Raw genomic sequence first — 21,658 nt, forward strand, 5'->3', positions numbered from 1 at the left:
GTCGACCGCTCCTCCTCTGCCCGACCTCACGACAGGACCTCATGCCCTCCGTCACCGCTGCCCTCCGTTCGCCCCGCGCCGGAGCGCTTCTCCTGCTGATCGCGGCCGTCCTCGGACTGCTCGCCGCGAACTCCCCGCTCGGCCCCTCGCTCAGCGAGCTCCAGGACACCTACCTCTCCGTGCCCGGCACCGCGATCAGCCTGAGCGTCGGCCACTGGATCAGCGACGGCCTGCTCGCCGTCTTCTTCTTCGTCGTCGCCATCGAGCTGCGCCACGAGCTCACCGCCGGTGAGCTCAACAGCCCGTCCAAGGCCATGCGGCCGGCCATCGCCGCGGTCGGTGGTGTGCTCGTCCCGATCGGGGTCTTCCTGCTCGTCGCCGCCGGCTCGGGCCTCGAGGACGGCTGGCCCATCCCCACGGCCACCGACATCGCCTTCGCGCTCGGCATCCTCGCCGTCTTCGGCCGCGGGCTGCCCACCCGGCTGCGCGTCTTCCTCCTCGCGCTGGCGATCCTCGACGACATCATCGCGATCCTCATCATCGCCGTGTTCTTCACCACCGACCCGAGCCTCGGCCTCATCGCCGCGGCGGCCGCGGGCACGGTCGTCTTCGCCGTCCTCAGCCGGCGTCTCGGCGGCCGAGGACACGGCGTCGTCGTCCTGCTCATGGTCGTCGTCGCCCTCGTCACCTGGGGTCTCGTCGTCCTGTCCGGGGTGCACGCGACGATCGCCGGCGTGGCTCTCGGCCTCGTCATGGCGGCCCGCCCCGCCGACCGGACCCGGCACGCCCTCGAGCCCTTCTCCAACGGCGTCGTCCTGCCGGTCTTCGCCTTCTCCGCCGCGCTCGTCGTCATCCCCTCCGTGCCGCTCAGCGAGCTGTCCCCCGCCTTCTGGGGCATCGTCCTCGCGCTGCCGGTCGGCAAGATCGTCGGCATCATGCTCGGCGGCTGGCTGGGCGCCCGGCTCGTCCGGGCGGGCGGCACCACCCTCGGCGGGCAGGAGCTGCTCGCGGCGGGAGCACTCGGCGGCATCGGCTTCACCGTCTCGCTCCTCATGAACGAGCTCGCCTACGCCGACGTGCCGGCGGTCGCGGACGAGGGCACCCTCGCGGTGCTCGTCGGCTCCGGCATCTCGATGGTCATCGCCGCCGCCGTCGTCAGCCGCCTCGCTCGTAACTACCGGAAGCGCGAGGCCGTCACCGGGGCCTGAGACAGGCCGGCCGCGGCGGGCACCTACCCTTGACGGGTGGCACATCTTCTCGGGGCCGAGGCCCTGCACCTGGAGTACCCGACGCGGGTCGTCTTCGACTCGGTCAGCCTGGGCGTCGACGAGGGGGACCGCATCGGCATCGTCGGCCGCAACGGTGACGGCAAGTCCAGCCTTCTCGGCATGCTCGCGGGACGCATCGAGCCCGACGGCGGACGCGTCACCCGCCGCGGCGGCGTGCGGATGGGCGTCCTCGACCAGAGCGACACCCTCGACCCGGCGCTCACCGTGGGCCACACCATCGTCGGGGACCGCCCCGAGCACGAGTGGGCCGGGGACGCCCGGGTGCGCGACGTCATCGACGGTCTCGTCTCCGACCTGCCCTGGGACGCCACCGTCGGCACGCTGAGCGGCGGGCAGCGGCGCCGCGTCGCGCTCGCCACCCTGCTCGTGGGGGAGTGGGACGTCATCGCCCTCGACGAGCCGACCAACCACCTCGACGTCGAGGGCATCAGCTGGCTCGCCGCCCACCTCAAGCGGCGGTGGGCCGCCAACGCGGGCGGTCTCCTCGTCGTCACCCACGACCGCTGGTTCCTCGACGAGGTCGCGACGATGACGTGGGAGGTCCACGACCGCGTCGTCGAGCCCTTCGAGGGCGGGTACGCCGCCTACGTCCTGCAGCGCGTGGAGCGCGACCGCCAGGCCGCCGTCATCGAGGGCAAGCGGCAGAACCTCATGCGCAAGGAGCTCGCCTGGCTGCGTCGCGGCGCCCCGGCGCGCACCTCCAAGCCGAAGTTCCGCATCGACGCCGCGAACCAGCTCATCTCGGACGTGCCGCCGCTGCGGGACCGCACCGAGCTCTCCCGCCTCGCGACGGCGCGCCTCGGCAAGGACGTCGTCGACCTCCTCGACGTCGGGGTGTCCTTCGACGGCCGGGAGATCCTGCGCGACATCGAGTGGCGCATCGCCCCGGGTGAGCGCACCGGCATCCTCGGGGCCAACGGGGCGGGCAAGTCCACCCTCCTCGCGCTCGTCGCCGGCACGCTGGAGCCGACCGCGGGGCGGGTCAAGCGCGGCAAGACCGTGCGGCTGGCCATGCTCGACCAGCAGTTCACCGAGCTGCAGGAGATCGCCGGTGACCGGGTCCGCGAGGTGCTCGCCCGCACCCGCACGAGCTACGTCGTCGACGGCAAGGAGATGACGCCGGCGCAGCTGCTCGAGCGCCTCGGCTTCGCCCGGGAGCACCTGTCCGCCCGGGTGGGGGAGCTGTCCGGCGGGCAGAAGCGCCGCCTCCAGCTGCTCCTCATCCTGCTCTCCGAGCCCAACGTCCTCATCCTCGACGAGCCGACCAACGACGTCGACACCGACATGCTCGCCGCGATGGAGGACCTCCTCGACTCCTGGCCGGGCACGCTCATCGTCGTCTCCCACGACCGCTACCTCCTCGAGCGGGTCACCGACCAGCAGTACGCCGTCATGGACGGGCGCATGCGCCACGTGCCGGGAGGTGTGGACGAGTACCTCGAGCTGCGCCGTCGGGAGCAGGACGCGCCGTCGCGCGCCGCGGGCGGGACCGCACCCGCGACCGTGCCGACCGGTCAGCCGAGCAGCGCCGAGATGCGGGTCCTCCGCAAGGAGATCACCGCGGCCGAGCGGCGGATGGAGAAGCTCGCCGCCCAGGTCGAGCGGCTGCACGCGAGGATGGCCGCCCACGACCCGAACGACTACGGCGGGCTGTCCGCCCTCGGCGAGGAGCTGCGCGCCCTCGAGGCGCAGGTGGCCGAGCAGGAGGAGCGCTGGCTCGAGCTCTCCGAGCAGGTGGGGTAGCCCGCTCGAAAAAGAGTAGGACGAGCGCGGGCGCCGTCCTACTCTCCTGGCCTCCGACCGTTTTCCGGAAGTGAGGCCGACGATGACAGCCCTCGCCCACCTGGAGCAGACCTTCGCCGGCCGGCTCCTGCGCCCCGACGCCGACGGTTTCGCCGAGCTCACCGCCCGGGAGTTCGCCGCCGTCGGCGACCATCCCGCCGCCGTCGCGCAGGTGGGCACGACGGCGGACGTCGTCGCCGCCGTCCGCGGAGCCCGCGAGGCGGGCCTCTCCGTGGCCGTCCGCAGCGGCGGCCACAGCTACGCCCACCACGGCGCCGGCCCCGGCGGTCTCGTCCTCGACGTGCGGGGCCTCGACCCCGTCTCGATCGACCCGGACGCGCTCGTTGGCCATGCCGGCGGCGGTGCGACCGCCGGTGCCTACAGCCGCGCCGCGGGGGAGCACGGGCTCGCCACTGGCTTCGGGGACACCGGGACCGTCGGTGTCGCGGGCATCTCCCTCGGCGGCGGCATCGGGTTCCTCAGCCGGCGCGACGGGCTCACGGTCGACAACGTCCTCGCCGCCGAGGTCGTGCTCGCCGACGGGAGCGTCGTCACCGCGGACGCGGAGCACCACCCGGACCTCTTCTGGGCGCTGCGGGGCGGCGGCGGCAACTTCGGCGTCGTCACCAGGCTCACCCTTCGGCTGCGGCCGACGACGGCCGTCACCGGCGGGATGCTCGTCCTCGAGCCGACCCCCGAGCGACTCGCCGCCGCCAACCAGGTGGTCCTCGACGCGGCTGACGGGCTCAGCGCGATGATCAACCTCCTCGTCGCGCCGCCTGCGCCGTTCCTCCCGCAGTCGCTGCACGGCAGACCGGTCATGCTCGTCCTCGTGTGCTGGTCAGGCCCGGAGGCGGAGGCGGACTTCGCGCTCGCGCCCCTCCGGGCGCTGGACGAGCCTCTCGTCGAGGACATCGGCCCCCGCGCGTACACCGACATGCTCCAGGGGCCACCCCCGTCCCCGCAGCCGCTGCACCCGGCGATGCGCACCGGCTTCACCGACCGCCTCGACGAGCAGTGGGCTGCCACCGCCCTCGACGCGGTGACGACCGCGACGACGTTCACCGCCGTCAACCTCCGCCCCATGGGCGGGGCGATCGCCCGCGTCCCGGTGGACGCGACCGCGTTCGCGCACCGGCACCACGCCGTCATGGCGTCCGTCGCCGCGCCCACGCCGGACCCCGCCGCCCTCCCCGCCGCACAGGCGTGGGCCGACGCCACGGCGAGGTCGCTCGGACTGGTCGGCGCGGGGTACGTGAACTTCATGTCGGAGACGACGGCGGACGACGTCGCCGCGGCCTACCCCGGTGCGGTCCTCGAGCGGCTGGGGGAGGTCAAGCGGACCTACGACCCGGACAACGTCTTCCGCTACAACCACAACGTCACGCCCGCCCCGGCGAGCCCGGGCGGTTAGGAGTCGAGCGGCAGGAGGAGCCGGCGCAGGAGGCTGGTGAGCTGCTCCGCCTCGGCCGGGTCGAGCTCGGCGAGCAGCTCCTGCTCGGACAGGAGCAGGTCCGCCATGGCGGCGTCGACCGTCTCCTTGCCCCGCGGGGTGAGGCGGACGAGGACGACGCGGCGGTCCGTGGTCCCGACGGCGCGGACGACGTAGCCGTGGGCCACCATCCGGTCGATGCGGTTCGTCATCGTCCCCGAGGACACGAGCGTTTCGTTGAGCAGCCGGCCGGCCGTCAGTTCGTAGGGCTCGCCGGCGCGGCGCAGCGCGGACAGGACGTCGAACTCCCAGCCCTCGAGGGCGTGGTCGATGAAGACCCGGCGGCGGGCGAGGTCGAGGCGGCGCGAGAGGCGTGAGACCCGCGAGAAGACGTGCAGCGGCCGGGGGTCGAGGTCCGGGCGCTCCCGCCCCCACGCCGCAACGATGCGGTCGACCTCGTCCTGGCCCTTGAGCATGTCTTGAGATTACTCGACATCAAGATAAATCGGCGGACCCCAAGGCCTCCCGCCCACCCCTTCGACGCCGAGAGCCGGGATCCAAGGGTAGGAACGGCGAGAGCCGGACTCCTCCACGGAGGAGTCCGGCTCTCGGCGACGGGGAGTGAGTGGGTGTCAGCCGCGCAGGGCGTCGGTGAGCTTCATCCGGCCACCGGTGTGGAGCACGCCGCGGCGGTAGACCCGCCCGGCGATCCACACGAGGACCGGGATCGTCGCGAGCGCGATCCCGATGGACAGCAGCATCTCCCACGTCTCCACGCCGCCGAAGACGTTGCGCACCGGCATCATGAACGGGGAGAAGAACGGGATCTGGGAGAAGATCTTGACCATCGTGCTGTCCGGGTCGGAGGTGACCATGAAGATCGCCAGGTAGAACGGCACGAACATGAGGAACATGAGCGGCGTGGTGACCGCCCCGATCTCCTCCTGCCGGGAGACCAGCGCCGCGAAGCCGCCGAAGAGCAGCGAGAACAGGATGAACCCGAGGAGGAACCACAGGAGGACGAGGAGCAGCGTCCCTCCGAGGTCGATCTCGAAGCCGTCGAGCAGCCCGGTGGCCCACGCGGGCACAGCGCTGGCGACGCTGAGGATGACCACCTGAGCGAGGCCGACGATCCCGATGCCGAGGATCTTGCCGGCGAGCAGCTCGGAGGGGCGGATCGTCGCGAGGAGGATCTCGACAACGCGCGAGGTCTTCTCCTCGACGACACCCATCGCGATGAGCGAGCCGGAGCCGATGAGCGCGAAGAGCAGCAGGGAGATCGCCAGCATCGCGACGAGGTAGCGGGGACCGAAGTCGTCTCCCTCCTCCTCGCTCTCGACGCTCGCCACCTGCGGGCCGGCCGTCGCGAGGGCCTCGTTGAAGGCCTGCGGGTCCCCGCCGAGCTCGCTCACCTGGGCGGTGAGCACGTGGGCCTGGACGGCGGAGGTGACGAGCCCGAGCAGCTGCTGGTCCGCCTCCTCCTCGACGAGCATCTCCGGACGTGCCGGGTCCCCGGCGAGGAAGGCGTCGAGGTCCTCGGTGAGCCGGGACTCGGCGTCCTCGCGGGTCAGCTCCTCAACCTCGATCGTCGTGCCCAGGGCGGTGCCCGCGGCGGTCAGCTGGGGCTCGAGCTCGGCGACGCCGCTCTCGACGCCGACGGTGAAGTCCGCTGCGCCGTCGTCGGCGTCCCGGTTCGCGAAGTAGTCGAGGACGAAGATGCCGACGACGATGACGATGACCATGACGGCCAGCGAGATGAGGTTGGACTTCGTGAAGAAGCGGGCCTTGACCTCGCGGCGCGCGACCATGCCGACGTTGGCGAGGGTGGAGTTCCGGCTGGTGCTGTCCTTGCTCATGCTGCGTCCTTCTCCTCGGTCTCGCTGACGACGCCACGGAAGAGGTCGGCGAGCGTGGGCACGACCGGCCCGAACTCGCGGAGCTGTCCGGCGGCGGTGGCGGCGGAGAGCAGCGGCTGCTCGACACCGGCGTCGTGGCCGGTGAGCTCGACGACGACCTCGCGGCCGTCGTCGGACAGCACCCGCGCCCCGGGCACCGTGCGCACCCACCCGGCCGGTGCGCCGTCGACGACGGCGCGCCAGCGCGCGTTCGGCGTGCGGCGCAGCTCCTCCTTCGTGCCGACGGCGACCATCTGGCCGGCGCGGACGATGCCGACGCGGTCGCACAGGCGCTCGACGAGGTCGAGCTGGTGGGAGGAGAAGATGACGGGGACGCCGGCGGCGGCGCGCTCGGAGAGCACCCCGCTCATGACGTCCACGGCGACGGGGTCCAGGCCGGAGAAGGGCTCGTCGAGGACGAGGATCTCGGGCTCGTGGACGAGCGCGGCCGCGAGCTGCACCCGCTGCTGGTTGCCCAGCGAGAGCTTCTCGACGTCGTCACCGCGACGCGCCTCGACACCCAGGCGCTCGGTCCACTGCTCCATCGCCGTCGTGGCCTGCTTCTCACCCATGCCGTGGAGGCGGGCGAGGTAGACGAGCTGCTCGCCGACCTTCATCTTCGGGTACAGCCCACGCTCCTCGGGCATGTAGCCGACGCGGCGGCGCATGTCGAGGTCGAGGGGCTGCCCCTTCCAGCGCACCTCACCGGAGTCGGCGGCGAGCACGCCGAGGGCGATGCGCATCGCCGTCGTCTTGCCGGCACCGTTGGACCCGACGAAGCCGAAGATCTCCCCGCCCTCGACGGCGAAGGTGAGGTCGGTGAGGGCGCGCAACGTGCCGTACGCCTTGTTGAGGTGGTCGAACTCGAGCTGTGGCATGGCCTCTTCCGTCGTCGCCGGGCGGGTTCGGGCCAGAGTCTAGGGGACGGGTGTGACGCCCCGAACGATCTGTCAGTCCGACGCGGAGTCGGGCAGACCGGTCAGCCGCGGGCTCTTCTCGAGGGCGGCCAGACCGTTCCACGAGAGGTTGACGAGGTGCGCGGCGACGGTCTCCCGGTCGGGGTGGCGCGCCTCGAGCCACCACTGCCCGGTGAGCGCGATCATCCCGACGAGCATCTGCGCGTAGATCGGTGCCGTGCTCGTCGGCAGCCCACGACGGCGGAACTGCTCGGCGAGCAGGTGCTCCACCTGCGTGGCGACGTCCCCGATGAGGGAGGAGAAGGTGCCGGTGGCCTGCGCGACGGGGGAGTCGCGCACGAGGATGCGGAAGCCGTCGGTGTTGAGCTCGATGTACTCGAGCAGGGCCAGCGCGGTCCGCTCGACGATCCGCTTGGGGTGCCCGCCCGTCTCCAGGGCGCCGCTCAGCGCGGCCAGCAGCTGCTGCAGCTCGCGGTCGACGATGACGGCGTACACACCCTCCTTGCCGCCGAAGTGCTCGTAGACGACGGGCTTGGAGACCTTGGCGCGGGACGCGATCTCCTCGACGCTCGTGCCCTCGAAGCCCTTCTCGGCGAAGAGCTCGCGACTGACGTCGAGCAGCTGCTCCCGGCGCTGTCCGGCGGTCATCCGGGCGCGGGACGTGCGAGATCGGTCACTGGTCACCCACCCATCATGCCTGGCGGGTCCGACAGGCGGCCGGGCTGCCCACGCGGCCTGGCAGACTAGGCGCTGCGCCGCGCACGGCGCGGTCCGCCCTGGTGTAACGGCAGCACACAGGCCTTTGGTGCCTTGAGGTCCGGGTTCGAATCCTGGGGGCGGAGCGCCCGGGCACCCCGCAGGACAGGATCCGCGCGGGCCCGGCCGCTCGTGCGCCGGGATAGAGTGGTGAGCGCACAAAGCCCGGGGAACACCCCGAGCAGGACCCGACGAGGGAGCCGACACGCGTGAGTGCCCAGCCAGCCGCCGTCATCGTCCTTGCCGCAGGTGAGGGCACCCGGATGAGGTCCCGGACCCCCAAGGTCCTCCATCGCATCGCCGGCCGCAGCCTTCTCGGCTTCGCGCTCCGCGCCGGTGCCGAGCTCGACCCGCGGCGCCTCGCCGTCGTCGTGCGCCACGAGCGGGAGACCGTCGCCGCGCACGCCGGGGAGCAGCTGCCCGGCGTCGTCGTCGTCGACCAGGACGCCGTGCCCGGGACCGGCCGCGCCGTCCAGTGCGCCCTCGGCGTCCTCGACGGCCTCGAGGAGGCCGGTGCGGCGCTCCTGTCCGGCGCCACCGCGTCCGGCGGCGGAAAGCTCGAGGGCCCCGTCGTCGTCACCGCCGGCGACGTCCCGCTCCTCGACTCCGCCACCCTGCAGCAGATGCTCGCGGCGCACGAGGCCGACGGCAACGCCGTCACCCTCCTCAGCACCCGCCTGCCCGACCCCTACGGCTACGGGCGCGTCGTGCGCGACGACAGCGGCGACGTCGTCGCGATCGTCGAGGAGCGCGACGCCACCGCCCAGCAGCGCGAGATCGACGAGATCAACGCCTCGATCTACGTCTTCGACGCCGAGGTGCTGCGCGACGCCCTCACCCGCGTCGACGACGCCAACGACCAGGGCGAGGTCTACCTCACCGACGTCGTCGCCCTCGCCCACGGCGACGGCAAGCGGGTGCGTGCGCTCGTCGTCGAGGACGAGTGGCTCGTCTCCGGCGTCAACGACCGCGCCCAGCTCGCGGCGCTCGGCACCGAGCTCAACCGCCGGATCGTCACCGAGTGGATGCGGGCCGGCGTCACCGTCGTCGACCCCGCCACCACGTGGGTCGACGCCGACGTCCGTCTCGGCCGCGACGTCACCATCCACCCCGGCACCCAGCTGCACGGCACGACGACCGTCGACGACGGCGCGGAGATCGGTCCCGACACCACCCTGCGTGACGTCGTCGTCGGCGCCGAGGCCACGGTCGTGCGCACGCACGGCTTCAGCGCCACCGTCGGCCCGCGCGCCACGGTCGGCCCCTTCGCGTACCTGCGCCAGGACACCGTCCTGGGCGAGGGCGGCAAGATCGGCACCTTCGTCGAGACCAAGGACGCCCAGATCGGGGCCGGCTCCAAGGTCCCGCACCTGTCCTACGTCGGTGACGCGGAGATCGGGGAGGGCACGAACATCGGCGCCGCCTCCGTCTTCGTCAACTACGACGGCGTGCACAAGCACCGCTCGAAGGTCGGCAACGGGGCACGCACCGGCTCGGACAACATGTTCGTCGCGCCGGTGACCGTCGGCGACGGCGCGTACACCGGTGCCGGCACCGTCCTGCTCAAGGACGTCCCGCCCGGTGCGCTGGCCGTCAACTCCATGACCCAGCGCAACATCGAGGGCTGGGTGCTGCGGCGCCGGCCCGGCACACCCTCCGCGGAGGCCGCGAGCAAGGCGCTCGTGGCCGACGAGGAGCGGGAGCTGTCCCCCCAGGCACGGGCCGAGCTGGCCCGCGGCAACCACGGCGGCGCCGTCCCGCGCGACGGCGACGCCACCACCGACACGACCGGGAGCAGCACCGAGCGATGACAGGCATCACCTCACGCGGCGAGAAGCGACTCGTCCTTGTGTCCGGACGGGCGCACCCCGCTCTGGCGAACGCCGTCTCCCGCGAGCTCGGCACCGAGCTCGTCCCCACCACCGCCTACGACTTCGCCAACGGTGAGATCTACGTCCGCTTCGAGGAGAGCGTGCGCGGCTCGGACGCCTTCGTGCTCCAGTCGCACACGGCGCCGATCAACCAGTGGCTCATGGAGCAGCTGCTCATGGTCGACGCGCTCAAGCGCGCCTCGGCCAAGCGGATCACCGTCATCGCGCCCTTCTACCCCTACGCCCGGCAGGACAAGAAGCACAAGGGTCGCGAGCCGATCTCCGCGCGCTTCATCGCCGACATGTTCAAGACGGCCGGCGCGGACCGCCTCATGTCGGTGGACCTCCACGCCGCGCAGGTCCAGGGCTTCTTCGACGGGCCGGTCGACCACCTGTGGGCGATGCCGATCCTCACCGACTACGTGCGCTCGCGGGTCGACACGAGCAACGTCACCGTGGTCTCCCCGGACGCCGGCCGGATCCGCGTGGCCGAGAAGTGGGCCGAGAAGCTCGGCGGCGGGCCGCTCGCCTTCGTCCACAAGACCCGCGACATCACCCGGCCCAACCAGGCGGTGGCCAACCGCGTGGTCGGCGAGGTCGAGGGGCGCACCTGCGTGCTCGTCGACGACCTCATCGACACCGGCGGCACGATCGCCGAGGCCGTCAAGGTCGTCAAGGCGGCCGGGGCGCGCGACGTCATCGTCGCCGCCACCCACGGCGTGCTCTCCGACCCCGCCGCCCAGCGGCTGAGCGAGTGCGGGGCCCGGGAGGTCGTCATCACCGACACCCTCCCGCTGGACGCGAGCAAGCACTTCCCCCAGCTCACGGTGCTGCCCATCGCCCCGCTCCTGGCCCGCGCCATCCGCGCGGTCTTCGACGACGGCTCGGTCACCAGCCTCTTCGACGGCAACGCGTAACGCCCACTCCGGCCCGGCCCCCGGTGCCCCACCCCACGCCGGACCCCGCTGCTGAAACTGATCGGCGCGGCTGATATATCAGCCGCGCCGATCAGCATCTGCAGCGCAGATCGGAGGAGGGTGCCGCACAGGTGAACGTGCGGTCGCCTCCGTCCCCAGATCGCCTCGGCGCCGCCCGTGCCCAGGGGCCGGTGGGTGAGGGTGCGGGGATGGACCGGGAGCCGATCGACCTCATCCCCACCCGCGACGCTGCTCTCCGCGGAGTCGACATCCGCTCGGCGAAGGCGTCCGTCGTCAGGCTGCGGCACGGCACGTACGTCCACCGCGAGGCCCTTGGCGCCGCGTCACCAGCACTGCGCTACGAGTACGTCGTCCGGGCCACGGTCGAGTCGATGCGCTCCCGGGCGCCACTCGCGCACGAGTCCGCTGCCGTCATGCTCGAGATCCCGATCATCGGTCCGTGGCCGGACCGTACGCACGTCATGGTGAAGGCCGGCCGCGGGGGTCGGAGCAGCGCGCGGATCATCCGCCACGGCACAGCAGAGATGCCGGAGCTCGTCACCGTCGACGGGATCGCGGTGGTCCACCCGGCACGGACCGTCGTGGACCTCGCCCGCACACGCAGCTTCACCTCCGGGCTCGCCAGCGCGGACCATGTGCTTCGCGCGGGGATGGCGACGCACGAGCAGCTCCTCGCCGAGGTCGAGAAGATCGGCCATCACCGGGGAGCAGGGCGGGCACGGGCGGTGGTCGAGCATGCCGATCCGCGGTCGGAGTCTGTCGGGGAGTCGCTCAGCCGCGCCCAGATGATCGAGCTGCGGCTTCCCGTCCCCCTGCTGCAGCACGACTTCTACGACGCGGACGGGTTCGTCGGCCGGACCGACTTCTGGTGGCCGGAACTGCGGCTCGTCGGGGAGTTCGACGGCAAGGTCAAGTTCGGTCGGGAGATCGCGGGTGACGTTTCGGACGCCCGGCAGGCACTGTGGCGGGAGAAGCAGCGCGAGGACCGGCTGCGACGTCTGGGCCTCGGGGTCGTCCGGTGGACGTGGGACGAGGCCATCGACCGCGGGCGGTTCGCGCGGCTGCTGGCGCGAGCCGGCCTCCACCCTGGCCGCCTGACCGAGTCCTGACTGATCCCGCGCCTGATCCGATTCCCGCTGCTGACATGTCAGCAGCGGAAGCAGGATCAGCAGCGCGGAGGCTGGGGGCGGTGGGAAGCGGGCGCGCCGCGGGGCGCGCGGGCGCGGGCGTGGGGTGCGGCGGGGCACAGGGGGCGGCCTACCGGCGGGGCGCCGGGGTCGGGTACCATTGACAGGTTGCCTCGGCGAGGAGTTCGGACACCGGCTCCGTGATCGACGCGGTGGCGCCTCCGGGTGCCGCGTGTCCTCCCGCGCCCAGGTGCTGCCGCCGTCCGACGCCAGACATGGAGACCCTCGTGGCCGACAACCAGACCCTCACCGCAACGACCCGCACCGAGTTCGGCAAGGGCGCCGCCCGCCGCACCCGCCGCGCGAACCTCATCCCGGCCGTCCTCTACGGGCACGGCGAGGCCCCCCAGCACCTCGCGCTCGAGTCCCACGCGACCTTCCTCGCGCTCAAGGACAACGCCAACGCGCTCCTCACCCTCGTCATCGACGGCAAGGAGCAGACCGCCCTCGCCAAGGACATCCAGCGCGACCCGGTCCGCCGCACCATCGACCACGTCGACCTCGTCATCGTCCGCAAGGGCGAGAAGGTCACCGTCGAGGTCCCGGTCCACGTCGTCGGCGAGTCGGCTCCCGGCACGATCCACCAGGTCGAGCTGCAGCACCTCACGGTCACCGTCCCCGCCACGAGCATCCCCGAGCTCGTCGAGGTCTCCATCGAGGGCCTCGAGGACGGCGCGATCATCCGCGTCAGCGACATCCCCCGCCCCGAGGGTGCGACGATCGACGTCGACCCGGAGCACGAGGTCGTCATCGTCTCGACGCCGCGCGCGTCGGCCGACGACCTCGCCGCCGACGAGGCGTCCGCCGAGGCCGGCGCCTCCGCCGGCGTGGACTCCTCCGAGGCCTGATGCCCTGAGCCCACGTCACGCCCGGACCGCCGGGCGTGACGTGGGCTCACGTCTGTGCAGGGAGAGACATGAACGACACCTGGCTCGTCGTCGGGCTCGGCAACCCCGGCCCGAAGTACGCGGGCAACCGGCACAACGTCGGGCGCATGGTCATCGACGTCCTCGCGCGCCGTGCCGGCAGCTCGCTCACCAGCCACAAGGCACGCGCCCACGTGGCCGACGCGCGCCTCGGCGTGCTGCCCGGCGGTGCCCCCGGCCCGCGAGTGGTCCTTGCCATCCCCGGCACCTACATGAACCTCTCCGGCGAGCCCGTCAGTGCGCTCCTGCGCTTCTACGACATTCCCCCGGAGCGGCTCCTCGTCGTCCACGACGAGCTCGACCTGCCGCCGAGCACGCTCCGCCTCAAGCGCGGCGGCGGCGAGGGCGGGCACAACGGGTTGCGCTCCATCTCCGCCTCGACCGGCACCAAGGACTACGTGCGCCTGCGCGTGGGCATCGGGCGCCCGCCGGGCCGGATGGACGCCGCGGACTTCGTCCTGCGTGACTTCGCCCCGGCCGAGCGGCCCGAGCTCCTCGTCACCCTGGAGGAGGCGGCGGACGCCGTCGAGCAGGTCGTCATCGAAGGCCTGGAGAAGGCGCAGCTGCGCCTCCACACCGCCTGAGGGTCACTCGAAGCGGGAGGTGTCACCCGCTCCGGCCCGCGCCACCTCGGGGGCGCCGCCGGTGAGGTCGACGACGGTGGTCGGCTCGACCGACGCGACGGGTGCGTCGACGACGACGTCGACGAGGTGGCCGATCTCGTCGTTGACGACCCAGCCCTCCGACATCGTCTCGGCGGTGTCCGGCAGGATGAGCGTGGACGTGAGCATCGGCTCGCCGAGCTCGGAGAGGATCGCCAGGGCCACACGGTGGTCGGGCACCCGCACGCCCACGGTGAGCTTCTTCGGCTGGAGCATCATCCTGGGCACCTCCTTCGTCGCCTTGACGATGAAGGTGTAAGGCCCGGGCGTCAGGGACTTCACCAGCCGGAAGCCGGCGTTGTCGAGGATGACGAAGGTGCCCGCCTGGGCGAGGGTCGCGCACATGAGGGTGAAGTGGTGCTTGTCGTCCAGGCGCCGGATCGTACGGATCCGGTCGAGGGCGTCCTTGCTGCCCAGCCGCGCACCGAGCGCGTACCCGGAGTCGGTCGGGTAGGCGATGAGGCCGCCGTCGCGCAGCACCTCGGTGACCTGCGCGAGGCGGCGCGGCTGGGGGTCCTGGGGGTGGAGCTCGACGTAGCGCGCCATCGGCCCAGTGTGCCGCAGGTCGCCTCGGCCGGCAGCGGAACTGCGGGTGCTCGCCGGGAGATGCGCGCCGAGCCGCCGTAGAATCGTGGGGTTCCCCCGCTCCGGACCAGGATGCGGGGCGCCTGTGCTGCCCACCCGCGAAGGACCCATGCGACTCACCGGACTCATCCCTCCGCTCCTCGCCGACCCTGCCTTCGCCCAGGCGGTCGCCGCGGCCGCACAGGGTGGCGAGCGGGCCGTGAGCATCCCGCTCGGCGTGCGTGCCGCCCTCGTCGCCGCGATCACCGAGCGTGAGGGGCGCACCGACCGGCCCGTCGTCATCGTCACGGCCACCGGCCGGGAGGCCGACGACGCCGCGGCGGCCGTCCGCAACTTCCTCCCCGCCGACGACGTCGCGGTGCTGCCCTCGTGGGAGACGCTCCCGCACGAGCGGCTGTCCCCGCGCAGCGACACCGTCGCCCGCCGCATCGCGGTCTTCCGTCGCCTGGCACACCCCGGCACCGGGCGCACCGGCCCGATCCGCGTCCTCGTCATGCCCGTGCGCGCGCTCCTCCAGCCGGTCATCACGGGGCTCGGCGACCTCCAGCCGGTCGAGCTCGAGGTCGGTGACGAGCGCAGCCTCGAGGAGGTCGCCGCCGGCCTGTCCGCAGCCGCCTACTCGCGCGTCGACATGGTCGAGTCCCGTGGCCAGTACGCCGTCCGCGGCGGCATCCTCGACGTCTTCCCGCCGGCCGAGGACCACCCGATGCGCGTGGAGTTCTGGGGCGACACCGTCGAGGAGATCCGCTGGTTCTCCGTCGCGGACCAGCGCAGCCTCGACGTCGCCGACCACGGCCTGTGGGCGCCGCCGGCCCGCGAGATGCTCCTCACCGGAGCGGTCCGCGCCCGCGCCAAGTCGCTCGTCGGGGAGATGCCCGGCGCCGCGGACATGCTCGAGCGGCTCAGCGAGGGCATCGCCGTCGAGGGCATGGAGTCGCTCGCCCCGCTCCTCGTCGACGGCCTCCAGCCCGTCCTCGACCTCGTTCCCGACGACGCCCTCGTCCTCATGTCCGAGCCCGAGCGCATCCGCCGCCGCGCGCACGACCTCGTCGCGACCACCGAGGAGTTCCTCGCCGCGGCCTGGGCCTCCGCCGCCGCGGGCGGCACGACGCCCGTCGAGCTGCGCAGCGCCTCGTTCGCCACGCTCGAGGACACCCACGACCTCGCCCGCAGCCGCGGCCTCGGCTGGTGGGACCTCACCAGCCTCTCCGCCGAGATGCCCGACGCCCCCGACGACGGCGCAGCGGACGAGGACACCTCCGCCGTCGCCGCCCGCGACGTCGAGCCCTACCGCGGCGACGTCCCGCGCGCCCTGGCGGACCTGCGCGCCCTCACCCAGGACGGGTGGCGCCTGCTCATCACGACGCAGGGCCCCGGCCAGGCCCGCCGCATGGTCGAGCAGCTCGCCGACTCCGACGTCCCCGCCCGCCAGGTCGAGGACGTCGTCGAGGAGCCGCCCGCCGACGTCGTCCTCGTCACGACGGCGTCGGTCCCGCGCGGCTTCGTCGCACCCGAGCTGCGGCTCGCCGTCGTCACCGAGTCCGACCTCACCGGCCGCGCCGGCACCTCGACCCGCGACATGCGCAAGATGCCCTCGCGGCGGCGGGGCGTCGTCGACCCGCTCGCGCTGCGGCCGGGCGACTACGTCGTCCACGAGCAGCACGGCGTCGGGCGCTTCATCGAGCTCATCCAGCGCACCGTGGGCCGCGGCAAGGACGCCACCACCCGCGAGTACCTCGTCATCGAGTACGCGTCGTCCAAGCGGGGCCAGCCGGGGGACCGGCTCTTCGTGCCCACCGACTCCCTGGACCAGGTGACGAAGTACTCCGGTGGGGAGGCGCCGAGCGTCAACAAGATGGGCGGCGGTGACTGGGCCAAGACCAAGAGCCGCGCCCGCAAGGCGGTCAAGGAGATCGCGGCGGAGCTCATCCGCCTCTACGCCGCCCGCGCCTCGACCAAGGGCCACGCCTTCGCCCCGGACACGCCGTGGCAGCGGGAACTCGAGGACGCCTTCCCCTACGTCGAGACCCCAGACCAGCTCGTCACCATCGAGGAGGTCAAGAGGGACATGGAGCGGCAGATGCCCATGGACCGCCTCCTGTCCGGCGACGTCGGCTACGGCAAGACGGAGATCGCCGTCCGGGCCGCCTTCAAGGCCGTCCAGGACGGCAAGCAGGTGGCCGTCCTCGTGCCCACCACCCTCCTCGTCCAGCAGCACTTCGACACCTTCTCCGAGCGCTACGCCGGCTTCCCCGTCGAGGTGCGCGCCCTGTCCCGCTTCCAGAGCGACGCCGAGGCCACCGCGACCCGCGAGGACCTGGCCTCGGGCAAGGTCGACGTCGTCATCGGCACCCACCGCCTCCTCACCGGCGAGATCCGCTTCAAGGACCTGGGTCTGGTCATCGTCGACGAGGAGCAGCGCTTCGGCGTCGAGCACAAGGAGACGCTCAAGCAGCTGCGCACGAACGTCGACGTCCTCGCGATGAGCGCGACGCCCATCCCGCGCACCCTGGAGATGGCGATCACCGGTATCCGGGAGATGTCGACGCTCGCGACCCCGCCGGAGGAGCGCCACCCGATCCTCACCTACGTCGGCCCCTACGAGGAGAAGCAGGTGGCCGCGGCCATCCGGCGAGAGATGCTCCGCGAGGGGCAGGTCTTCTTCGTCCACAACCGGGTCTCCTCGATCCAGCGCGCCGCCTCGCGCATCTCCGAGCTCGTGCCGGAGGCGCGGGTGGCCGTCGCCCACGGGCAGATGGGCGAGCACCAGCTGGAGAAGGTCATCCAGGACTTCTGGAACAAGGAGTTCGACGTCCTCGTCTGCACGACGATCGTCGAGACCGGCCTGGACATCTCCAACGCCAACACCCTGCTCGTCGACCGCGCCGACACCTTCGGCCTGTCCCAGCTCCACCAGCTGCGCGGCCGGGTGGGCCGTGGCCGCGACCGCGCCTACGCCTACTTCCTCTACCCGCCGGAGAAGCCGCTCACCGAGACGGCGCACGACCGCCTCACGACCATCGCCTCGCACACCGAGCTCGGCGCCGGCATCCAGGTGGCGATGAAGGACCTCGAGATCCGCGGGGCAGGCAACCTCCTCGGCGGGGAGCAGTCGGGCCACATCGCCGGGGTCGGCTTCGACCTCTACATCCGGATGGTGGCCGACGCCGTCGCGGAGTTCCGTGGGGAGAAGGAGCAGGAGAAGGCCGACGTCCGTATCGAGCTGCCGGTCGACGCGCACGTGCCGCACGAGTACATCGAGCACGAGCGGCTGCGCCTGGAGGCCTACGCAAAGATCTCCGCGGCCGACGACGACGCCGCCATCGACGCCGTCCGCACCGAGCTCGCCGACCGCTACGGGCCTGTCCCCGAGCAGATCGAGCGGCTCTTCGCGGTCGCGGCGCTGCGGATGCGGGCCCGCGCGGTCGGCCTGAGCGACATCACCGCGCAGGGCAAGTACGTCCGCTTCGCGCCGGTCGAGCTGCCCGAGTCGGCCCAGCTGCGCCTCAAGCGCCTCTACCCGGGCACCGTGCTCAAGCCCGCCGTCCGCACGATCCTCGTCCCGTTCCCCATGACGGCGAAGGTCGCGGGCAAGCCGCTGCACGACGCCGCCCTGCTCGTCTGGGCGGGGGAGCTCATCGAGGCCGTGCTCACCTCCTCGGTCGCCGCCGCCGCGCAGGTCGCCACCTCCTGACCGGAGGAGTCCGGCTGTCGACGTCGGGCGGGGGAGTGCGTCCCGGCGCGGGGTGGCCGGGGGCTTGGCGGCCCGCGCGGCGTGGCAGCCGCGGCGATGTCAGTGGTCGGTGTGACAGTGGGGAGTGACGGAAGGAGACGACATGACCACTGCCACCGCAGAGCGCACCATCACCCTGACGGCCGAGGACATCGACCGTGACGGCCTCGAGGTCTACTGCCCCGAGGCGCGCGGCGCCACGCGCACCCGCCACTACTTCTGCGAGTGCTGCGGCGCCACCGACCACGACCTCCTCTGACGAGCCGTCCTGCCCCGCCGTGGCGGGGCAGGAGCGCTCCCCGGCTCCCGTACGATGGTGCGGGCCGGTGCGCCGCCGGCCGGACGAGGGAGGTAACACGGTGACATCGACGAGGCTGAGCCGCGGCATCGCCGCAGCCACCCTGCTGACCGCACTCGCGCTCGGAGGCTGCTCCGCGCACCCCGGCGCCGCCGCGGTCGTGGACGGGGAGCGCATCACCGAGGCCGAGCTCGCCCGCGCGGTCTCCGACTTCGCCGCCGTCACCGGCCAGCAGGTCGACTCGGTCGCCATGCTCGGCACCCTCGTCGTGGCCCCCGTCCTCATCGAGGTCGGCGCCGAGCACGGGGTGGGCGCCTCCGAGGACGAGGCCGTGGCCCTCCTCGACCAGCAGGCCGAGGTCTCCGGGCTCACCGCCCCCGAGGACGGCTACGGCAGCGGCGTCATCGACGTCGCCCGCATGACCCTCGTCAACCAGCGCCTCGCCGCGGCACCCGAGGGTGCGGCCGCCACGCAGGCGATCACCGAGCGCATCAGCGAGGCCGAGGTCGAGGTCAGCCCGCGCTACGGCGAGTTCGACCCGAGCGGCCAGATCGTCCCGCAGGCCCTGCCCTGGATCGCCACGACCACCCCGCCGGCCACCCCGCTCGGGTGACCGCCCGCGGGGACGCCATGGCCGCCGTCGTCGCGGCCATGGACCGGCTGCGCTCACCCGGCGGCTGCCCCTGGGACGCCGAGCAGACCCACCGCTCGCTCGCGCCCTACGCCGTCGAGGAGGCCTTCGAGCTCGCCGAGGCGGCCGAGTCCGACGACCGTGACGCGCTGCGCGGTGAGCTCGGCGACCTCCTCCTCCAGGTCCTCTTCCACGCCCGCGTCGCGGAGGAGCACCCGAACGACCCCTTCGACCTCGACGACGTCGCCCAGGTCCTGCTCGACAAGCTCGTCCGCCGTCACCCGCACGTCTTCGCCGAGGCCGACGACGTCAGCTCGGCGGCCGACGTCGAGGCCGCCTGGCACGAGATCAAGAAGCGCGAGCGCACCGGTGAGGACGTGCTCGCCGGCATCCCGCTCGCCCTGCCCGCCCTCGCGCGCGCGCAGAAGGTGACCCGGCGCCTGCGCCGCGAGGGAACGGCCGACGACGCGCTTCTCGGCGGGGAGTCCTCGCCCGCCGTCGTCGACGAGGACGCCGCGCTGGGACGCGAGCTCATGGGCCTGGTCCTGCGCGCCGAGGACGCCGGCGTCGACGCCGAGGCCGCCCTGCGTGCCCACCTGCGCACCCTCCAGGACGCCCGCGGGCAGGGTCCCAGCTGACGGAGGTCCCGGTCGCGTGCGCGGCACCGGGACTATCGTGGACCCGACAAGTCAGACGTCGACATGAAGGAGACATCCGTGGCCAGCATCGAGGCCGTAGGAGCACGCGAGATCCTCGACTCGCGTGGAAACCCCACCGTGGAGGTCGAGGTCGCACTGGACGACGGCACGATCGCCCGCGCCGGAGTGCCCTCGGGCGCCTCGACCGGCGCGTTCGAGGCCGTCGAGCGCCGTGACGGCGACAAGGGCCGCTACCTCGGCAAGGGCGTCCAGGACGCCGTGAACGCCGTCGTCGACGACATCGCCCCCGAGGTCCTCGGCCTCGAGGCGAGCGAGCAGCGCCTCATCGACCAGACCCTCATCGAGCTCGACGGCACCGCCAACAAGGGCAAGCTCGGCGCCAACGCCATCCTCGGCGTCTCCCTCGCCGTCGCCAGCGCCGCCGCCCAGAGCGCCGCCCTTCCTCTCTTCCGCTACGTCGGCGGCCCCAACGCCCACGTGCTGCCCGTCCCGATGATGAACATCCTCAACGGCGGCTCCCACGCGGACTCCAACGTCGACATCCAGGAGTTCATGGTCGCCCCGATCGGCGCCGCGACCTTCAAGGAGGCGCTGCGCTGGGGCGCGGAGACCTACCACTCCCTCAAGTCGGTCCTCAAGAGCCGTGGCCTGGCCACCGGCCTGGGTGACGAGGGTGGCTTCGCCCCCAACCTCGAGAGCAACCGCGCCGCCCTCGACCTCATCCTCGAGGCCATCGAGAAGGCCGGCTTCACCCCGGGCGAGGACATCGCCCTTGCCCTGGACGTCGCCGCGACCGAGTTCTTCAAGGACGGCGCCTACCAGTTCGAGGGCACGGCCACCACGCCCGAGCAGATGGTCGCCTACTACACCCAGCTGGTCGCGGACTACCCGCTCGTGTCCATCGAGGACCCGCTGAGCGAGGACGAGTGGGGCAGCTGGTCCGAGCTCGTCGCCTCCATCGGCACCCGCACCCAGATCGTCGGCGACGACCTGTTCGTCACCAACCCCGAGCGCCTGGCCAAGGGCATCGAGCTCCGCTCGGCCAACTCCCTGCTGGTCAAGCTCAACCAGATCGGCACGCTGACCGAGACCCTGGACGCCGTGTCCCTCGCCCAGCGCAACGGCTTCACCGCCATGGTCTCCCACCGCTCCGGTGAGACCGAGGACACGACGATCGCGGACCTGTCCGTGGCCGTCAACGCCGGCCAGATCAAGACCGGCGCGCCCGCCCGCGGCGAGCGCATCAACAAGTACAACCAGCTCCTGCGCATCGAGGAGGAGCTCGACGAGGCCGGCGTCTACGCCGGACGCTCCGCCTTCCCGCGCGCCTGAGCCACCAGCGCACCCCGGCCGGCCCGGTCCCCTCGCGGGGGCCGGGCCGGTCCCCGTCTCGGGCGGGCCGGCCGACTCACGTGCACCGGCTACCGGGCGCCGGGCCGAGCGTGAGAGACGATGTGGACATGACAGCGCGCCGCCCCACCGGCCGTCGCGGTACCGGTGGCGCCGCGCGGCCCTCCTCCGTGCGCCCGCCGGGCGTGCGCCGTGGGACCCGCGGACCCCGCCCGGCCGGCCGCGCCGGGCCGCCCCACCGGCCCCAGCCGGCCCACCGGGCCCACCCGCCCCCTCGTCCGCCGCCGTCGCGCGCGCCGCACGGCAGGACCCGGGCGAGGAGGCGACCAGTCCCACCATCACCCTGCGCGGCCTGGGGCTCTTCGTCGTCATCCTCGTCGCGTTCATCGTCCTGGCGCCCACCCTGCGTCACGCGGTGGAGCAGCAGGAGCAGCTGCGCCAGCTGAACGCCGACATCGTCGCCACCGAGAAGCGCAACTCCGCCCTCGAGCTCGAGCTCGAGCAGTGGCAGGACGAGACCTTCGTCCAGGCGCAGGCCCGCGACCGGCTCGGTTACGTCATGCCCGGCGAGCAAACCTTCCGCGTCGTGGACCCCGAGACCGTCCTCGGGGAGGACGCCGAGGCGGAGCCCGAGCAGTCCGGCGTGCCCGGGATGGCCGACGCCCCCTGGTACCTGGCGCTGTGGGAGTCGGTCTCGATGGCCGGCCAGGCGGTCCCCGGGGAGAAGCCCGCGCCGGAGGACTGAGG

Annotated in this window: 19 protein-coding genes and 1 tRNA gene; 15 read left to right on the top strand and 5 right to left on the bottom strand. The window is 72.7% G+C overall.

Features of this window, described 5'->3' with window-relative positions; translation table 11 throughout:
- Positions 1–41: 41 nt before the first annotated feature.
- From ACWPXV_RS06915 to ACWPXV_RS06925, 3 genes are all read left to right on the top strand, one after another.
- The gene (locus ACWPXV_RS06915; RefSeq protein WP_454084549.1) at positions 42–1,208 is read left to right on the top strand and encodes a Na+/H+ antiporter NhaA; all 1,167 of its coding nucleotides are present in this window, start codon (positions 42–44) and stop codon (positions 1,206–1,208) included.
- 36 nt (positions 1,209–1,244) lie between these two features.
- Positions 1,245–3,032 (top strand): ABC-F family ATP-binding cassette domain-containing protein, encoded by a 1,788-nt coding sequence (locus ACWPXV_RS06920; RefSeq protein ID WP_454084550.1) that lies wholly within the window; start codon positions 1,245–1,247, stop codon positions 3,030–3,032.
- A gap of 82 nt (positions 3,033–3,114) precedes the next feature.
- Positions 3,115–4,485: an FAD-binding oxidoreductase gene (locus ACWPXV_RS06925; RefSeq protein WP_454084551.1), complete on the top strand. Its 1,371-nt coding sequence runs from the start codon at positions 3,115–3,117 to the stop codon at positions 4,483–4,485.
- On the opposite strand, the gene ACWPXV_RS06930 is transcribed toward ACWPXV_RS06925, so the two are convergent.
- The 4 genes from ACWPXV_RS06930 to ACWPXV_RS06945 form a co-directional block, all read right to left on the bottom strand.
- A complete protein-coding gene (locus tag ACWPXV_RS06930; protein ID WP_454084552.1) occupies positions 4,482–4,979 on the bottom strand; it encodes a MarR family winged helix-turn-helix transcriptional regulator in 498 nt (165 codons plus the stop codon). The two genes, ACWPXV_RS06925 and ACWPXV_RS06930, sit on opposite strands and share 4 nt — an antisense overlap.
- Positions 4,980–5,135: 156 nt before the next feature.
- The gene (locus ACWPXV_RS06935) at positions 5,136–6,359 is read right to left on the bottom strand and encodes an ABC transporter permease (RefSeq protein ID WP_454084553.1); all 1,224 of its coding nucleotides are present in this window, start codon (positions 6,357–6,359) and stop codon (positions 5,136–5,138) included.
- Positions 6,356–7,276 carry an ABC transporter ATP-binding protein gene (locus ACWPXV_RS06940; protein ID WP_454084554.1) on the bottom strand — a complete coding sequence of 307 codons (921 nt, stop codon included), beginning with the start codon at positions 7,274–7,276 and terminating at the stop codon, positions 6,356–6,358. The genes ACWPXV_RS06935 and ACWPXV_RS06940 overlap by 4 nt, the downstream gene beginning before the upstream one ends.
- 72 nt (positions 7,277–7,348) lie before the next feature.
- The gene (locus ACWPXV_RS06945; protein WP_454084555.1) at positions 7,349–7,963 is read right to left on the bottom strand and encodes a TetR family transcriptional regulator; all 615 of its coding nucleotides are present in this window, start codon (positions 7,961–7,963) and stop codon (positions 7,349–7,351) included.
- Between the two features lie 122 nt (positions 7,964–8,085).
- On the opposite strand from ACWPXV_RS06945, the gene ACWPXV_RS06950 reads away from it, so the two are divergent.
- The 6 genes from ACWPXV_RS06950 (at position 8,086) to pth (ending at position 13,577) form a co-directional block, all read left to right on the top strand.
- Positions 8,086–8,157: transfer RNA gene (locus tag ACWPXV_RS06950), tRNA-Gln, on the top strand.
- Positions 8,158–8,334: 177 nt separating this feature from the next.
- Positions 8,335–9,882, top strand: coding sequence for a bifunctional UDP-N-acetylglucosamine diphosphorylase/glucosamine-1-phosphate N-acetyltransferase GlmU (gene glmU, locus ACWPXV_RS06955; RefSeq protein WP_454084687.1), 1,548 nt, complete (start codon positions 8,335–8,337; stop codon positions 9,880–9,882).
- Positions 9,879–10,859, top strand: coding sequence for a ribose-phosphate diphosphokinase (locus ACWPXV_RS06960; protein WP_454084556.1), 981 nt, complete (start codon positions 9,879–9,881; stop codon positions 10,857–10,859). The genes glmU and ACWPXV_RS06960 overlap by 4 nt, the downstream gene beginning before the upstream one ends.
- 209 nt (positions 10,860–11,068) lie before the next feature.
- Entirely contained in the window at positions 11,069–11,989 is a 921-nt protein-coding gene (locus ACWPXV_RS06965; protein WP_454084557.1) for a hypothetical protein, read from the top strand.
- A 293-nt stretch (positions 11,990–12,282) separates the two neighbouring features.
- Complete coding sequence (locus ACWPXV_RS06970) at positions 12,283–12,915, top strand: 50S ribosomal protein L25/general stress protein Ctc (protein ID WP_454084558.1); 633 nt, start codon at positions 12,283–12,285, stop codon at positions 12,913–12,915.
- Positions 12,916–12,983: 68 nt separating this feature from the next.
- Complete coding sequence (pth, locus tag ACWPXV_RS06975; protein ID WP_454084559.1) at positions 12,984–13,577, top strand: aminoacyl-tRNA hydrolase; 594 nt, start codon at positions 12,984–12,986, stop codon at positions 13,575–13,577.
- 3 nt (positions 13,578–13,580) lie between these two features.
- Here pth and ACWPXV_RS06980 read toward each other — a convergent pair whose 3' ends face one another.
- Entirely contained in the window at positions 13,581–14,201 is a 621-nt protein-coding gene (locus ACWPXV_RS06980) for an L-threonylcarbamoyladenylate synthase (protein ID WP_454084560.1), read from the bottom strand.
- 148 nt (positions 14,202–14,349) lie between these two features.
- On the opposite strand from ACWPXV_RS06980, the gene mfd reads away from it, so the two are divergent.
- The 6 genes from mfd to ACWPXV_RS07010 all read left to right on the top strand — a co-directional run bounded on the left by mfd (position 14,350) and on the right by ACWPXV_RS07010 (position 21,656).
- Complete coding sequence (gene mfd / locus ACWPXV_RS06985; RefSeq protein ID WP_454084561.1) at positions 14,350–17,934, top strand: transcription-repair coupling factor; 3,585 nt, start codon at positions 14,350–14,352, stop codon at positions 17,932–17,934.
- Between the two features lie 142 nt (positions 17,935–18,076).
- Positions 18,077–18,232 carry a hypothetical protein gene (locus tag ACWPXV_RS06990; RefSeq protein WP_454084562.1) on the top strand — a complete coding sequence of 52 codons (156 nt, stop codon included), beginning with the start codon at positions 18,077–18,079 and terminating at the stop codon, positions 18,230–18,232.
- Positions 18,233–18,332: 100 nt separating this feature from the next.
- Positions 18,333–18,884 carry a hypothetical protein gene (locus ACWPXV_RS06995; RefSeq protein ID WP_251839648.1) on the top strand — a complete coding sequence of 184 codons (552 nt, stop codon included), beginning with the start codon at positions 18,333–18,335 and terminating at the stop codon, positions 18,882–18,884.
- A complete protein-coding gene (locus tag ACWPXV_RS07000; RefSeq protein WP_454084563.1) occupies positions 18,881–19,540 on the top strand; it encodes a MazG family protein in 660 nt (219 codons plus the stop codon). Before ACWPXV_RS06995 ends, ACWPXV_RS07000 begins: the two co-directional genes overlap by 4 nt.
- Before the next feature lie 78 nt (positions 19,541–19,618).
- Positions 19,619–20,893, top strand: a complete 1,275-nt coding sequence (gene eno / locus ACWPXV_RS07005) for a phosphopyruvate hydratase (RefSeq protein WP_454084564.1) — start codon at positions 19,619–19,621, stop codon at positions 20,891–20,893.
- A gap of 388 nt (positions 20,894–21,281) precedes the next feature.
- The gene (locus tag ACWPXV_RS07010; RefSeq protein WP_454084688.1) at positions 21,282–21,656 is read left to right on the top strand and encodes an FtsB family cell division protein; all 375 of its coding nucleotides are present in this window, start codon (positions 21,282–21,284) and stop codon (positions 21,654–21,656) included.
- Positions 21,657–21,658 lie beyond the last annotated feature (2 nt).

The sequence above is a fragment of the Georgenia sp. Marseille-Q6866 genome (assembly GCF_965111665.1).

Excerpts from the sequence above, each read along its gene's own strand:
- ACWPXV_RS06970 (WP_454084558.1), top strand. The coding sequence starts at position 12,283 with ATGGAGACCCTCGTGGCCGACAACCAGACCCTCACCGCAACGACCCGC.
- glmU (WP_454084687.1), top strand. The coding sequence starts at position 8,335 with ATGAGGTCCCGGACCCCCAAGGTCCTCCATCGCATCGCCGGCCGCAGC.
- ACWPXV_RS06940 (WP_454084554.1), bottom strand. The coding sequence starts at position 7,276 with ATGCCACAGCTCGAGTTCGACCACCTCAACAAGGCGTACGGCACGTTG.
- ACWPXV_RS06930 (WP_454084552.1), bottom strand. The coding sequence starts at position 4,979 with ATGCTCAAGGGCCAGGACGAGGTCGACCGCATCGTTGCGGCGTGGGGG.
- ACWPXV_RS06980 (WP_454084560.1), bottom strand. The coding sequence starts at position 14,201 with ATGGCGCGCTACGTCGAGCTCCACCCCCAGGACCCCCAGCCGCGCCGC.
- pth (WP_454084559.1), top strand. The coding sequence starts at position 12,984 with ATGAACGACACCTGGCTCGTCGTCGGGCTCGGCAACCCCGGCCCGAAG.
- ACWPXV_RS06935 (WP_454084553.1), bottom strand. The coding sequence starts at position 6,359 with ATGAGCAAGGACAGCACCAGCCGGAACTCCACCCTCGCCAACGTCGGC.
- ACWPXV_RS06965 (WP_454084557.1), top strand. The coding sequence starts at position 11,069 with ATGGACCGGGAGCCGATCGACCTCATCCCCACCCGCGACGCTGCTCTC.
- ACWPXV_RS06960 (WP_454084556.1), top strand. The coding sequence starts at position 9,879 with ATGACAGGCATCACCTCACGCGGCGAGAAGCGACTCGTCCTTGTGTCC.
- mfd (WP_454084561.1), top strand. The coding sequence starts at position 14,350 with ATGCGACTCACCGGACTCATCCCTCCGCTCCTCGCCGACCCTGCCTTC.
- ACWPXV_RS06945 (WP_454084555.1), bottom strand. The coding sequence starts at position 7,963 with ATGACCGCCGGACAGCGCCGGGAGCAGCTGCTCGACGTCAGTCGCGAG.
- ACWPXV_RS06925 (WP_454084551.1), top strand. The coding sequence starts at position 3,115 with ATGACAGCCCTCGCCCACCTGGAGCAGACCTTCGCCGGCCGGCTCCTG.
- ACWPXV_RS06915 (WP_454084549.1), top strand. The coding sequence starts at position 42 with ATGCCCTCCGTCACCGCTGCCCTCCGTTCGCCCCGCGCCGGAGCGCTT.
- ACWPXV_RS06990 (WP_454084562.1), top strand. The coding sequence starts at position 18,077 with ATGACCACTGCCACCGCAGAGCGCACCATCACCCTGACGGCCGAGGAC.